Here is a 13872-nt window from a genome sequence, read left to right on the forward strand (position 1 = left end):
GTGGCGCCCAACATGGCCTGCCAGATCATCGACTGGGCCATTCAGGCGCATGGCGGTGGCGGTGTGTCGCAAGACTTCCCGCTGGCTTATGCCTACGCCCACCAACGCACCTTGCGCTTGGCCGATGGCCCAGACGAAGTTCACCGCAACTCCTTGGCCAAGCTGGAATTGGCCAAGCAACTGGCCTTGCCCGGAGATTTGGGCATGCCCATCACACGCGGCAGCTGACTTTTTTGGCCGCAAGGCCAAGAACAGGGGTTTTGAGGGTTAGAATTGCAGATGTCGGAGCGTAGCGCAGCCTGGTAGCGCATCTGCTTTGGGAGCAGAGGGTCGCGAGTTCGAATCCCGCCGCTCCGACCATTTCCTGATGTGAGACCTTCAAGAAATTTACAGCGTCTGGTCACAGGCGCACAAACAACAAAGGCCCGTCAGGGCCTTTTGTGTTTGTTCAAATCATGCTACTTCTGCCCGTAGCTCAGTTGGATAGAGCAACAGCCTTCTAAGCTGTGGGTCACAGGTTCGATCCCTGTCGGGCAGACCAAATGGCCTTTCCCATTTTCAGGCAGCCCCTGATTCAGTTGGCGTAGTAAGTCTTGCGACCGGTGTCGGCCAGCAAAGTGGGCAAGGTCTGCCAAGCTTGTGAAATGTCCTTGATCAAGGTCTTGACTTCTTCCAATGCAGCCAAATCGTTGTAGGCGTTGACGTGTAACAGTCGGCGGGTGATGTAGGCATACAACTCGTTGAGGTTTTGGGCCAATTCGCCGCCACGCTCAAAGTCCAAAGCACCTTGCAAACCCACCACAATGCGGCCGGCACGGGCCAAGGCTTTGGATTTATCTTCAATCACATTGTTCTGAATGTGGCCAGTGGCAGAGGCCAAGCTCTCCAGCAAACCATCAAACAACATCTGAATCAGCTGGATGTTGTCCGCAGTGGCCACACCCGTGGTGACTTGGACAGAACCGTAACTCTCAGCAAACTTGGAATAGGCACGCATGGAAAAAACCCCTTTACTACTTCAGTAACAGAGGAATCGGCGGTTCTGGGGGAAACTTGAGGCCTTTCTTGAATTTCTGAAGAGATTCAACCCCAACAAGATCAAGCGCTCTCCGAAACACCGGTGTATGCCAGCCTGCCCTGCCCGGTTCAAGTCGCAGCAGGCGGAGTCTCGTCAGAAGTCGATGGCATCAACCACTCTGACAAAGGACTGGTGGCGTCCAACTGGGCTTTGGACCACAAGAACTCGCCGGCTTCGTCCATGGAGGCCCGAATCGGTCCCCATTCGGCTTCGGGTGTTTGAGAGGCACTCAAACCGCATTGGTACAAAGCGTTGGCCTGCGCGGTGGGAATCCAGGATTCCACCGCGCCTTTGGCCATGACAATTTCTTTGGTGTTTTTAGGCTCGCCTGGCGGGGAGCCGAGAACGCCGTCCTTGAAACCATCTTTGTACAGGGCCTCGGCATGTTTGGACAAGATGACAGGGTATCGGCTGCGCAAATCGTCCAAAGCTTGGGGGTCCAAACCTTCTGTGTATCTGCCCGTCATGGCATCCCAAAGCTTCTTGCCGCTCAAGCCCATCGAAGGCGTGGCCATTTTCACCGCGTTTTCAGTGAGCGTGCTCACGACTTTGCGCGTTTCAGATTCAATCGAATTGACCCTGTCGATCAGGTAAATGACCAGAATCAGGACCAACAACAAGCCCATGGCCATCAAAGCGTTGAGCAAAGCATCCATGGGTATCAAGGCTTATCAAAGCCTGCTGGGGCGGGGTCGCTGTCGAATACGGTTGCAATGGCTTCGTGCAAAGCTGCTTGAGCGGCCAGTTCTTCGCGCAAAAAGTCCAGCACCTGAAAAGGTTCTTGCAAGCGCAACTCGTAGTAGCTGATTTGCTGGGCCAAGGCTTGCATGGCTTCAATGGCCTGGAGCGCTGACAACTCGGTTTTTTGGTACCGCGAGCCCAAAGTGAATGCGACGGTCACAAACTCTTCCGGCAAATAGGCGTAAATTTCCGTGTCGCTCGAAAGGATTTTTTGAAACTTGGAGGGCTTGGGTGCCTCGGGCAATGGCATTCCATCCATCAGGGCCTTGCGCGCCGATTCTTCCCAAAGGGCCGTTTGCTCTGCGCCAGCGACAAAGGTTTTGTCCAAATGCGCCCGGCATATCAAACCCATACGCAGACGCAAGCTTCGTGCGTCACGGGAGTCCCCTTTCAAAGAGGCCACTTTCTCGTACGCAGCTTCCGCGCGACGCATGTCATCGACGGGTTTGTTGCGAGTGAATAAACCGAACATGGCAAGTGAAAAACATCAAGCGATTTGCAAATTTTGCCGCAATTTCTTGACCACGGCCGACAAAATTTGGCTGACACGGGACTCACTGACCCCAAGGACCTCACCGATTTCCTTCAGGTTGAGTTCTTCCACGTAATAAAGTGACATCACCAGCCTCTCCCGTTCAGGCAACTCGTCGATGGCCTGGACCACGGCATCCATGAATTCGGCCTCCTCCACCATGACTTCGGGCTGCATTGAACTGTCGCCCGGCATGTTCATGACCTCGTCATTGACCACTTCCATGGAAAAAGTTTCAAAACGCTTGGCTTGACCGCGCTCTTTGTGAAATTCATCGATTTCTTTGCCCATGTACAAGGCCAATTCGGCCTGGGTGGGGGCACGGCCCAATTCGGCCGCCAAGACATGCACCGCTTCGTTTTCGTTTTTGTTGAAAGCCACAGCTGAACGGGGCAAAAAAGACTGCCGCCTTACTTCGTCCAAGATGGCCCCTCTCACGCGGCTGAGTGCAAAGTGTTCGAACTCAAAGCCTTTGGTCGGGTCGAAAGACCGAGCGGCTTCGATCAAGCCGACCATACCGACCTGAATCAGCTCATCGAGCTCCATGAAGGGGGGCAAGCGCGCTTTCAAGTGCACCGCCACGCGTTTGACCATGGGCATGTGCGCCAAGATCATCGACTCGTTTTGGTTGCCTACCTCTTCGTATAAAGAGACGTTGCTGTTCATGCGTGTCACCCGTTTGCAGGCACACGGAGCATGCGCTCCATGAAAAATTGCATGCGCCCAGATGCCGTCTGAATCGGGGGCAGTTGGTCCAAGGCCTCGGCCAAAGCCCTGAAATCGCGTGAAGCGGCGCTGCCAGGGGCGTAATCCAGAACTGACTGGTATTTGCGCAGCGCTTGCAGCACCAACTCATCGCCTTCAATGGCATGCAGGTAACGAATCGACACGCCCAGAAACCGGGCGCAGACATCGTTGAGACGGCGGTACAACTGCCTGCCTTCATGGGCACTGCCGACCATGTTCGGGATCAGGTAAATTTCATCAAGAGACTGCTCGGTGGACATGACCTTGATCAGGCCATAAGCATCGGCAATCGAAGAAGGTTGATCACACACCACCACAAAGCGGCGCTGACAGGCCGCCATGAACTCCAACACCGCCGGCGCAATGCCCGCAGCGACGTCCACCACAAGGTAATCCACAGGCTCATCGAGGCTGTCAAAAGAACGGATCATGGTCGCGATCTGGGCAGTGTCGAGCGCCGCGATGTTGCGCAAACCGGAGGCACCAGGCACCAAGCGCACACCTTGGGCCGTGGTCACCAAGACTTCTTGCAAGGTTTTGCTGCCATTGAGCACATGGCTGATGTTGAACGGGGCGTGCGCTCCCAGCGCGATTTGCGCATTGGCCATCCCCAAATCGGCGTCCAGCAACATCACATGATGCCCCCGAAGCGCCAAAGCGACGGCCAAATTGATGGCCACCGTGGTTTTTCCGGCGCCCCCTTTGCCGCTGGCCACACCAATGACTTGGGGAAATTTTTTCTTATCCATGAACGGCCTTGGCGGACGGCATTGTCTTGGCCCGCGGCTTGACAACACGGGAGATGGGTTGAACTTCAGCGACAGAAACCGTGGCTTTATTGACGCGGGGCTTGCGTGCGGCCTTGGTCGACGGGGCGACAGCAGCACCCAAATGTTGGATCTGAGGCAACAAGGCCTGCAAAGGCGTCATGGCCAAATCCACCAAGCGTGCCGCGCCAAAAGGCAAAGCCGGAACGTTGATTTTGCTGTCCTCGGCCATGCAAGAAACCGCCAAAGGCTGCTCGCACAGGCCTTTGATCAAGGGCCAAGGGTAAGCAGCCTCATCCACTTTGGTCAGCATCAACGAAGACCAGCGAATTTCGGAGTTTTGGAGAATTTTTTGCACACTGGTCACTGTAGCATCAACCGGCAAGACCGCATGAAGGTGAAGGCCCAATTGCGACTGAAGTTGTTGCGCTTGGGTCGAAAAATCAGCGCCGGGGGTATCGATCCAGACCGTTTTGCCCTGCATGTCGTCGAGCAGCGTCTGCAACATGCCCATGTCGGCCGCCCGAAAGCAAGAGGCGCCCGCTTGGGAGGCCAGCAATTGAATCTGCGACCAAGCACCGGGACGTTGGTCGCCAAAACTGATCATGACCTGCTGGTCAGCGCCGTGTGCCTGAGCTGCCGCATAGGCCAAGCGGCCCAACATCGAGGTCTTGCCAGCACCTGAAGGTCCGCACAAAGCATGGACGCCTTGGCTGGGAGCCTGGACGACAGGGCGATCCATCGCATCTGCCAGCATGCGTTGCACCACAGGCCAGGCTTCGTCCAGGGTTTCCAGCTTTTGGATGCTGTCGGTGAGCAAGGAACGCAAGCCTGAAGGGATGCCCACTTCTTGCATGGCCATGCTCAATTTTTGAATATCTGCTGACAAACCCAAAGTTTGCTGCCAAGGCTGCATTTGGCGCGAGAGCGCAAACTCCTTGCGCAAGGCCGCCATTTCTTCGCGCAGCATGTCCACAATTTCGTGGCTGCGCTGTTGTTCATAGTGGGCGGCCTGGGTTGCTTGCAGTTCTGGCTGGACCGGCGCCACAACGGGCACTGGTGCATCGGGGCGGGCACGCAAACGCTCCAGCGCGGTTTCGAATGCCTTGTCGTCCGAGACTTCGGCATCTGAATCCTGCGCATCGGCAGCGCTGGCGTTTTGAAACACCTGCGCAAATGGCAAATACTGCTCGTCATTGGCCTTGAAAGAGGGTTTTGCCTCAGGCGCATCGACGGGAGGCAAAGACGCTTGGGGCGCCTGTCCGACGGGTTCGCTGGCCACGTCCACCGCCACAATCAGTTCGGTCTGCTGGTCCACACGCTGGCTGGAAATGATCAAGACATCGTTGCCGTACAACTGGATGGCTTTTTCATTGGCGGAGCGGCTGTCGCGGGCAATGATGCGTTTGAGTTCCATGATTTATCAGGCTTTGGGAGCGGAAGAATTGTTGCGCGGATCGGCTTGAACGGTGTTGATCACCTTGACAGACTGATCGTCCGGAATTTCGCTGTACGACAGCACCGTGAGGTCGTTCACGCGGTAACGCACCGCGCGGGACATCCAGGGGCGAATCGCGGGAGACACCACCAACACCGCAGGCAAACCCTGCTCTTCGGTCGTGCGGGCACTTTCGCGCAAGGCGGCAAACAGGCTTTCGGCCAAACTGGGCTCGAGCACCATGCCGGCCGAGTTGGTGCTTTGCTGCAACACGTTGTGAAGCAGTTGCTCCAGTTGCGGGTCCAGAGTCAAAACAGACAAGGTGTCGCGGTTTTCGGTGAGGCTTTGCACAATCATGCGGCCCAGCTTCGGACGCACCAACTGCGTCAGTTGATCGGGGTCTTGTGTGCGGCCACAGACTTCGGTCAGGGCTTCGACGACGGTTCGCATGTCGCGGATCGGCACCGACTCTTGCAACAGGTTTTGAAGGGTTCGGGTGACCACACCCAAGGACAACTTGCCCGGCACCAGCTCTTCGACCAACTTGGGCGACTTGACGGCCAGCTTGTCCAGCAATTTCTGGGCTTCGTCGTGGCTCATCAACTCAGAGGCGTTGTCGCGCAAGACTTTGTTCATGTGGGTGGCAATGGCGGTGCTGGGATCCACCACCGTGTAGCCCAAGGCGCGGGCTTGATCGCGCAGGACCGGCTGGATCCACACGGCTTCCAAGCCAAATGCAGGTTCTTTGGTGGCCTGGCCCTCGATTTTGCCGTACACCTTGCCGGGGTTGATCGCCAATTCACGCCCCACCTTGACTTCGCCACGGCCACGCACCACGCCATTCAAAACGATGTGGTAAGCGTCAGGCTCCAGGTTCAAGGCATCGCGAATGCGCACGGGTTGGACCAAAAAGCCCAATTCGGCCGAAAGCTTCTTGCGCACGCCCTTCACGCGGGTCATCAACTGACCACCCGACTCGACGTTGACCAAGGGGATCAGGCCGTAGCCAATTTCCAAGCCAATCAAATCGACCTGCTCGACATCGTCCCAATCGAGCTCTTTGGGGGCATCGCTGCTTGGCGCTGCAGGCGCGGTCGCACTTTCTTCCAGTTGCATTTGTTTGCGCATGACCATGAAACCCATACCCGCAGTGGCACCCGCCAACACCAAAAAGACCAGGTGGGGCATGCCAGGCACCAGGCCCATGATGGCCAAAATACCGGCCGAGATGAACAAAGCCGGCACATTCGAAAATTGGGTGGTGGCCTGTTCCGTCATTGACTCGGAAGTCGTGACCCTGGTCACAATGATGGCAGTCGCCAGCGACAGGAACAGCGAAGGGATCTGGGCGACCAAGCCATCACCGATGGTCAACAAGACATACAACTTGGTGGCTTCGCCGACCGACAGGTCGTGCTGGCCGATGCCAATCGCCAAGCCGCCCACAATGTTGATGATCAAAATCAAGAGGCCAGCCATGGCGTCACCGCTCACGAACTTGGAGGCACCGTCCATGGAGCCGAAAAAGTCAGACTCTTGGGCCAACTCTTCACGGCGTTTTTTAGCCGTTTCTTGATCAATCACGCCGGCATTCAGATCGGCATCGATCGACATTTGTTTGCCGGGCATGGCGTCCAGGGTGAATCGGGCATTGACCTCTGAAACACGCCCAGCACCTTTGGTCACCACAAAGAAGTTCACGATCATCAAGATCACAAAAATAATGAAACCGACAACATAGTTGCCGCCGATCACAAATTCGCCAAACGCTGCGATCACCTTGCCTGCAGACTCAGGGCCTTCATGCCCATTGACCAACACCACGCGGGTCGAGGCCACGTTCAGCGCCAGGCGCAACATGGTGGCGAACAGCAAAACAGAGGGGAAAGACGAAAATTCGAGAGGTTTACGGGTGCCGATGGCGATCATGATCACCACCAGGCTGATCATGATGTTGAAGGTGAACAAGATGTCCAACAGCAAGGGCGGCAGCGGAACCACCAACATCGCCATGATCAACAGCACCAAAACGGGCAAGCCCAAACCCGCCAAATCGAAGCGCGCAAAATTCTGTCGGATGGCGGACAGGGTCAATGTAGTCATGGGCTGCTCGGGTCTGGCAAGTTGAAAAAGGTGACAGGATGTGAATTTTCCAACACCATTAAGCAAGGTGCATGCCAAACACATTGACACCTACCCAGAGTGCTTGATCAACAAACCCGTCCAAAAGCTGGTGCGCAAATTGCTCATTCAGGGTGTTCCACAGGCCAGCGGCAAACATTGACCGCAGCCTGAGGCCTGTTTGACCCCGTCATCTCTTACCAACAGACAACACGCCCATGACACTCGCATCAATCGATCCCTCCAGCTCAACAGCCTCCAGCGCCAAAGTTGACTTTTTGGCGACCCCCAGCAGCGCCAACGCGCGCCCTGAAAACAGCGAATTCGGGCAAATCATGTCAGGGGTCATGCAATCTGTGGCTGAAACACCCACCCAGACGGCTGGGCAAGAAGTGGCCGTCTCATTGGCTCTGGAGCCAGGATTTCCGGGTTCTTTTGGCGGAAATTTGGGCGCCTCCTTGGGCGGTGATTTTCTCAAGGCTGTGAATTTGGGCCCCTATATGAATGTCATCACCTCAGAGGCCACGGTGCCCGACGAGCAAAGCCTGGAGGCATTCGCCCGGTCACAAGGTCTGGATGAAACCGCTGTCCAATGGTTGATGGGCAACAGCCCAGCGGTCACAGCTCCAGTTTCACCGCCGATGCCCTCGATGGCATCCAACGGAATGCTCATCGAGCCATTGAATGCACCTGAGGCGAAAACGCCCAATCCAGCGGGTCTATCCGTCCAATTGAACGCGACCGCGTCGTCTTCCAACCCCATGGCCCAACTGCCAGGCGCCAGCGACATGAGTGGCCCAGCCCTTCAAGGCGGGGTGTGCAGGGACAGCCTCATGGTTGCCTCTGACCCCACCCGTCCAATGGAGTCGCTTGAACTGCCGCTTGCAAACCTGACAGTGGCCGCGCCAAACAGTGGTGCCAACGGCATGGCTGGCACCGGCAACATTGAGGATGTGCTCGTGCTGCCCAATACCTTGAGCGCCGCAGCGCTTTGGGCCATGGCACAAGGTACCGATAAAGCCCGTGTGACGCCTCCTGCGCAAGAAGATCCCACGGAATTGGCCAAAGTACAAATCAACTTGATGGCCTCAGCGGCGCCCGCCGCTTTCTGGATGTTGCGCAACAGCATGGCGGCTGCGCCCACCAAAGAAGCCCCTACCACGCCGTCCGCTGTGGCCTTGAGCGAGATCGATCTGTCGCAAGAAGCCTCGTCAGAATTGTTGGACAGTTTGAGCCAAGCACTGGCCGAAGGGGCCAGCCTCCAAACCGCTGCGGCGGCCGGTGATCACCCAGCGCCTGTGTCTGGCCACTCGGGCCAACGTGCGGATGTCGCTGCTGCGGCGCGTCAAGACGCGCAAAATTCCGACGCCACTGCCTCGGCACCCGACTCCGGCAATGCCCAGCGCAGTGAAAAAGTCCAAAATTTGGCCGAAAAAATGGGTCAAGCGGTGGGCCAACGCATCTTGTCCGAGATCGAAAAAGGGCAATGGCACCTGAAACTGTCGCTGCGCCCTGCCACTTTGGGTCACATCGAAGTTGAAATGCGCATGCGCAGTGGCGAGTTGGACACGGTCTTCACAGCACCGCAAGCCCTCACCCGCGAATTGCTGCAAGAAGGCATGTCCAAACTCAAAGACACCTTAAGCCAAATGGGCATGAATGTTGCTTCAATGCAGGTAGGCGATGGTCAAACGCAAAAACGTGGCGGAGAGTCGACACGTGGACAAATGTCAAAATCGTCAAACGGTAACGCAAATGACCCACAATCCAGCATCTCGGCCGCTCAAAACCCAGCGCCTCGCATGAAGATGGGTCAAGATGGCTGGGATGTCTTGGTTTGACATGCAAACAACGAAGGAAAAATGATGGCTGACGAAGAAATCGAAGTTGAAGGCAAGAAAAAATCACCCCTGATCAAGATCATCGTGATCGTCTTGGTGGCCTTGCTGCTCTTGATCGGCACCGCCGTGGGCACCATGTTTGTGACCGGTTTCTTTGACAAAAAGGACACCTTGGCCGCTGAACAAGCCATGAAAGCCATGGAAGAAAGCGCAGCCGATCCCAAAGCTGGGGCCAGCGACACCACGCCACAAAAGAAAGCCAAGGAATCACCCGAGCTCGAGCGGTTTGAAAAAAGCTATATGGAGTTGGAAAAACCCCTCGTCTCCAACCTGACCGGCACCCGCAAAGTGATTCAATTGAACGCGGCCATCATGACCCACTATGACGAGCGCGTCTTCAAGAATGCGAAAAAACATGAATTTGCTTTGCGTTCGGTGACGCTGGACGTCATGCGCCAAGTGACAGAAGCAGACATGGCCAAGCCCGAGTTTCGCAAAGAGCTGGCCCACAAAATTCGCGAGGAAATGAATGCGCTCTTGCAAAAACACGAGGACTTCGGTGGCATCGAAGAAGTCTATTTCACCAGCTTTGTGGTCCAGTGACCCCGCCTGATGTTGAATTGATCGATTTCCATGAGCATGGCTGAAACCCAAAACCTCTTGTCGCCTGAAGAACTGGCCGCCCTGTCGGCCAGCTTCAACGACGGCAGCATGGAAGTGGACACGGGTTACAACCTGGATGTCCAAGTCCGCAAACACGACCTGGCCGCTGAAGACAGCAGCTTGGGCGTGAACGTGGCCTCTCTGGACATGATCAACGAGCGCTTCATCCGGATGTTCCGCTTGGGCATGCTGGAAGTGTTGCGCACCAGCCCCAGAGTCAACCCCACCCGGGCACAAATTGTCCGGTTCGGTGACTACATCAAAGACCTCAAGGCCCCCCTGTCGGTGAACATCATCCGCATGGCCCCTTTGCGGGGTTATGCCATGGTGGTGATCGACACCACCGTGGTCTTCAGTTCCTTGGACAGTTTTTTTGGCGGCTTTGGTCGTGGTGTCGGTCAACTGCCTGCGGGCCGATTGTTCACCCCCACCGAAGCGCGCATCATCAAGATCATCTTGCAGGTCTTTTTTCGGTCATTCAAAGAAGCCTGGGCCCCCGTGGCACCCATCGACTTTGAACACGTCAGCTCGGAAATCAACCCGCAATTCGCCCAAATCGCTGATGAAAATGACCTGGTGGTGCTCAGCCGGTTTGAGTCGGACTCCACCAACCAAGGCTCTGGTTTCATCGACATGGTCATTCCCTATGTCGCCCTCAAACCCGTGCGCGATGTTTTGCGCAGCCGGGTCCAGACGGGCGACGGCAACGAGGAATCCGACAAAGTTTGGCGCGTCCAACTCGATGATGCGGTGCGCGATGCCGAATTGGAAATCCAGATTTTGCTGGGCAAGTTGAGCCTGTCCCTGAACGAGTTGAAAACCATGCAGCCGGGTGATGTCTTGCCTTTCAAAAAACCCGAATCGGCGCGGGCCATGATCGAAGACATGCCGGTTTTCGAGGTCGAAGTGGGCGCGATGGGCAGTCAAGTGGCTGTCAAAATCACCGACGCCATCAGTCCCAACTTAATTGCCTGAACCCCATTGAGGAACGCCCATGAGCGAATTGAACAACCCCGAAGAATTCATCCCGGAGTCCGGCAGCAAAGGCCAGATCCACGGCGATGTGTTGCAAAACATTCCCGTCACCTTGTCCATTGAAGTGGGCCGTGCGGTGATCAAAATCCGCGACCTGATGCGCCTGACCCAGGGCAGCGTGGTCGAGCTCGACCGCATTGCCGGCGAGCCCTTGAACCTGTTGGTCAACAACACGGTGGTGGCCCAGGGCGAAGTGGTGCTGGTCAACGACCGCTACGGCATTCGCCTCACGCGTGTGGTGCCTGCTTCCGAACGCCTTGACAACCTCTGAAACCAAGGCGGCCAAAGCATGAACTCGGTTTGGACATTGGGCGACTGGCTGCAATACCTGTTCAGCTTCGTTTTTGTCATCGGCTTGCTGCTGACGCTGCTGTGGACACTGCGCAAACTGCAAAACGGCCAAGGCTTGCTGCGCAAAAACACCCAACGGCTGCAAACCGTGGAAACCCTCTCTGTAGGCACCCGCCAGAAAATCATGCTCATCCGGGTGGATGACCGCGAAATCTTGGTCGGTGTCTCCGTTCAAAACATCACCGTGCTCTCGGCTTGTCCTGACAAGGACCACCACCAAGCCAACAACAGCGGCAAGTTGCCAGCTGCCCTGGATGCCTCACCGGAAAACTTGACCCCATGAAGCGACATGTTCACATCGGTTTGATCCTCACCATTTTGGTGGGGCTTTTGCCCATTTTGGCGCAGGCGGCTCCCGATATGCCCGCCATCACCAGCACCAATACGGGCAAAGGCACTCAGTACAGCATCACGCTGCAACTGCTGGCCTTGATGACCACCTTGTCGGTGCTGCCCTCCTTGTTGCTCATGATGACCGCGTTTGTGCGCATCGTGATCGTCATGTCCATCCTGCGGCAGGCCCTGGGCACCGGCCAAACGCCCCCCAATTTGGTGATCGTCGGTTTGTCGCTGTTTTTGACCTTGTTTGTGATGTCGCCCGTGCTGAACGACGTTTACCAAAACGCCCTGCTCCCTTACATGAACCAAGGCATGAGTTTCGACAAGGCATTGGCCGCAGCGGAAAAGCCGATCCGCGCTTTCATGCTCTTGCAAACCCGTGAAGATGACATTGCCATGTTCATGGAAATTGCCCGCAACAAAGGGGTGGCCAGCGCACAAGATGTGCCCTTCATGACCTTGGTGCCGGCCTTTTTGACCTCCGAGCTCAAAAGCGCATTCACGATTGGCTTCCTGATTTACATCCCCTTTGTGGTCATCGACCTGATCGTGGCCAGCGTCTTGATGTCCATGGGCATGATGATGTTGTCGCCCATGATGATTTCCATGCCTTTCAAATTGATGTTGTTTGTGTTGGTGGACGGCTGGAGCCTGATCATGGGTTCATTGGCCGGCAGCTTTGCCATGCCCTGAAGGAGACGAGATGGACACCGCCATGGTCATTGATTTAAGTCGCCATGCCTTGTGGACGGCCATGCTGGTTTGCGCTCCCCTGCTGGGACTGGCGCTGGCCGTCGGCTTGTTCATCGGCATCATCCAGGCAGCCACCTCGATCAACGAATCCACTCTCAGCTTCATTCCCAAACTGATCGCACTGGCATTGGGCTTATTGGCCTTTGGCAGCTGGCAACTGGTAACCCTGATCGATTTCACGCGCAGCATTTTTCAGCGCATCCCGGCCCTGTTCAGTTGACGTCGGGAACCCACCGCCATGAACTTCCTCGCAGCCGACATCATTGAAAGGTTTTACACCTTTCTGTGGCCCATGCTGCGCATTTCGGCCCTGATGATCACGGCCCCCATTTTTTCGGTCAACGCCTTCAACCTGCGTTTGCGCGTTTTGATGGCTTTGGTCTTGGCATGGCTGGTTTACCCCCTGCACAACTGGCCTGTGATCGACCCCTCCACCGCACCCGGACTGGTCGAAGTGTTCAACCAAATCATGATCGGCTCGGTTATGGGGCTGATCTTGCAAGTGGTGGTGGCCGCCATGGTGGTCGGCGGTCAAAGCATCGCCGCCGCCATGGGCTTGTCCATGGCCAGCATGATGGACCCCAACATGGGCAACGTGCCGGTCATTTCGCAGTTGATGATCGTGATGTCGACCCTGATTTTTGTGGGTTTTGGTGGCCACGCCATCATGCTTGGGATCATCTCTGAATCCTTTTTTTCCCTGCCCATCGGCACATCCATTCTCAACCAAGATGTTTATGGGCGCGTTCTTCAGTGGAGCTCCATGGTCTTTTTAGGGGCTGTTTTGATGGCCTTGCCCGTGATGGTGTCGCTGCTCTTCATCAACGTGGGCTTGGGCGTGGTCACCCGCGCTGCCCCCAGCTTGAACATTTTTGCCGTCGGTTTCCCCGCGCTGATCATCGCGGGTTTTTTGATTTTGATCATTTCTCTGGAGAGCATCGGTGCCCGCATCGAATGGCTTTGGGTGCAAGGTTTCACTGTGGTGCGTGACGTGATGGGGGTACCCAATGTCTGAAGCCTCAAGTGACGACAAAACAGAAGAACCGACGGGCAGGAAACTCAGCAATGCCAGAGAAGAGGGCCAGGTGGCCCGATCCTCTGACTTGCCGGCTGCCGTGATCGTCATCGGCTCGCTCACGATCTTGCTGATGAGCGGCGGCTGGCTGATCAGCCGCATGGCCCAAATTTTTGCCAACGGCTTCGTGTTTGACCGCACCACCATCGACAAACCCTTGCTTTTGCCTGCCCACTTTGGCGACCAAATGCTGTCTTCCTTCATCACGGTGATGCCGATCATGGTGTTCACTGTGATCGCCGCTATTGTGGCATCCGGCGTGACCGGGGGCTACCTGTTCTCGATGAAGGCGGTCTCCCCCAAAGGCTCCAAACTGAGTTTGATGAGCGGACTCCAACGCATTTTCGGCACCCATGCTCTGATCGAACTGGCCAAGACCGTTCTCAAATTC

At 56.1% G+C, this 13872-nt stretch carries 17 protein-coding genes and 2 tRNA genes; 12 read left to right on the forward strand and 7 right to left on the reverse strand.

The window, feature by feature from the left end; genetic code table 11:
• The 3 genes from Q0O19_RS11300 to Q0O19_RS11310 all read left to right on the forward strand — a co-directional run.
• A partial coding sequence (locus Q0O19_RS11300) for an acyl-CoA dehydrogenase family protein (RefSeq protein WP_295523037.1) occupies positions 1 to 228 on the forward strand: 228 nt, incomplete at its 5' end.
• A gap of 55 nt (positions 229 to 283) precedes the next feature.
• A tRNA-Pro gene (locus Q0O19_RS11305) sits at positions 284 to 360 on the forward strand.
• 104 nt (positions 361 to 464) lie between these two features.
• Positions 465 to 541, forward strand: a tRNA-Arg gene (locus Q0O19_RS11310).
• A gap of 33 nt (positions 542 to 574) precedes the next feature.
• On the opposite strand, the gene fliS is transcribed toward Q0O19_RS11310, so the two are convergent.
• The 7 genes from fliS to flhA all read right to left on the reverse strand — a co-directional run bounded on the left by fliS (position 575) and on the right by flhA (position 7406).
• A complete protein-coding gene (fliS, locus tag Q0O19_RS11315; protein ID WP_295523039.1) occupies positions 575 to 997 on the reverse strand; it encodes a flagellar export chaperone FliS in 423 nt (140 codons plus the stop codon).
• Between the two features lie 149 nt (positions 998 to 1146).
• Positions 1147 to 1734, reverse strand: coding sequence for a hypothetical protein (locus Q0O19_RS11320; protein WP_295523041.1), 588 nt, complete (start codon positions 1732 to 1734; stop codon positions 1147 to 1149).
• A 5-nt stretch (positions 1735 to 1739) separates the two neighbouring features.
• Positions 1740 to 2171: a hypothetical protein gene (locus tag Q0O19_RS11325; protein ID WP_295523043.1), complete on the reverse strand. Its 432-nt coding sequence runs from the start codon at positions 2169 to 2171 to the stop codon at positions 1740 to 1742.
• A gap of 135 nt (positions 2172 to 2306) precedes the next feature.
• Positions 2307 to 3017: an RNA polymerase sigma factor FliA gene (gene fliA / locus Q0O19_RS11330; protein WP_295523044.1), complete on the reverse strand. Its 711-nt coding sequence runs from the start codon at positions 3015 to 3017 to the stop codon at positions 2307 to 2309.
• Positions 3018 to 3022: 5 nt separating this feature from the next.
• Positions 3023 to 3847 carry a MinD/ParA family protein gene (locus Q0O19_RS11335; protein ID WP_295523046.1) on the reverse strand — a complete coding sequence of 275 codons (825 nt, stop codon included), beginning with the start codon at positions 3845 to 3847 and terminating at the stop codon, positions 3023 to 3025.
• On the reverse strand, positions 3840 to 5282 hold the full coding sequence (locus tag Q0O19_RS11340; protein ID WP_295523048.1) for a hypothetical protein: 1443 nt from the start codon (positions 5280 to 5282) through the stop codon (positions 3840 to 3842). The genes Q0O19_RS11335 and Q0O19_RS11340 overlap by 8 nt, the downstream gene beginning before the upstream one ends.
• Before the next feature lie 6 nt (positions 5283 to 5288).
• A complete protein-coding gene (flhA, locus tag Q0O19_RS11345) occupies positions 5289 to 7406 on the reverse strand; it encodes a flagellar biosynthesis protein FlhA (protein ID WP_295523049.1) in 2118 nt (705 codons plus the stop codon).
• Positions 7407 to 7642: 236 nt separating this feature from the next.
• Here flhA and Q0O19_RS11350 point away from each other — a divergent pair, with 236 nt between their 5' ends.
• From Q0O19_RS11350 to Q0O19_RS11390, 9 genes are all read left to right on the forward strand, one after another.
• Positions 7643 to 9265, forward strand: a complete 1623-nt coding sequence (locus Q0O19_RS11350) for a flagellar hook-length control protein FliK (protein ID WP_295523051.1) — start codon at positions 7643 to 7645, stop codon at positions 9263 to 9265.
• 24 nt (positions 9266 to 9289) lie between these two features.
• A complete protein-coding gene (locus tag Q0O19_RS11355) occupies positions 9290 to 9868 on the forward strand; it encodes a flagellar basal body-associated protein FliL (RefSeq protein ID WP_295523053.1) in 579 nt (192 codons plus the stop codon).
• Positions 9869 to 9898: 30 nt separating this feature from the next.
• Positions 9899 to 10903 (forward strand): flagellar motor switch protein FliM, encoded by a 1005-nt coding sequence (gene fliM / locus Q0O19_RS11360; RefSeq protein ID WP_295523055.1) that lies wholly within the window; start codon positions 9899 to 9901, stop codon positions 10901 to 10903.
• Positions 10904 to 10922: 19 nt separating this feature from the next.
• On the forward strand, positions 10923 to 11234 hold the full coding sequence (gene fliN / locus Q0O19_RS11365; RefSeq protein ID WP_295523057.1) for a flagellar motor switch protein FliN: 312 nt from the start codon (positions 10923 to 10925) through the stop codon (positions 11232 to 11234).
• An 18-nt stretch (positions 11235 to 11252) separates the two neighbouring features.
• Positions 11253 to 11597, forward strand: coding sequence for a flagellar biosynthetic protein FliO (fliO, locus tag Q0O19_RS11370; RefSeq protein ID WP_295523059.1), 345 nt, complete (start codon positions 11253 to 11255; stop codon positions 11595 to 11597).
• On the forward strand, positions 11594 to 12346 hold the full coding sequence (gene fliP / locus Q0O19_RS11375; RefSeq protein ID WP_295523061.1) for a flagellar type III secretion system pore protein FliP: 753 nt from the start codon (positions 11594 to 11596) through the stop codon (positions 12344 to 12346). Before fliO ends, fliP begins: the two co-directional genes overlap by 4 nt.
• Positions 12347 to 12356: 10 nt before the next feature.
• Complete coding sequence (fliQ, locus tag Q0O19_RS11380; protein WP_295523063.1) at positions 12357 to 12626, forward strand: flagellar biosynthesis protein FliQ; 270 nt, start codon at positions 12357 to 12359, stop codon at positions 12624 to 12626.
• Positions 12627 to 12644: 18 nt separating this feature from the next.
• Positions 12645 to 13421 carry a flagellar biosynthetic protein FliR gene (gene fliR / locus Q0O19_RS11385; RefSeq protein ID WP_295523065.1) on the forward strand — a complete coding sequence of 259 codons (777 nt, stop codon included), beginning with the start codon at positions 12645 to 12647 and terminating at the stop codon, positions 13419 to 13421.
• Positions 13414 to 13872 (forward strand): EscU/YscU/HrcU family type III secretion system export apparatus switch protein (locus tag Q0O19_RS11390; RefSeq protein WP_295523067.1); only part of this gene is annotated, 459 nt, incomplete at its 3' end. The genes fliR and Q0O19_RS11390, both read left to right, overlap by 8 nt.

Source organism: Limnohabitans sp. Rim8 (assembly GCF_945869175.1).
Classification (GTDB): Bacteria; Pseudomonadota; Gammaproteobacteria; order Burkholderiales; family Burkholderiaceae_C; genus Limnohabitans_A.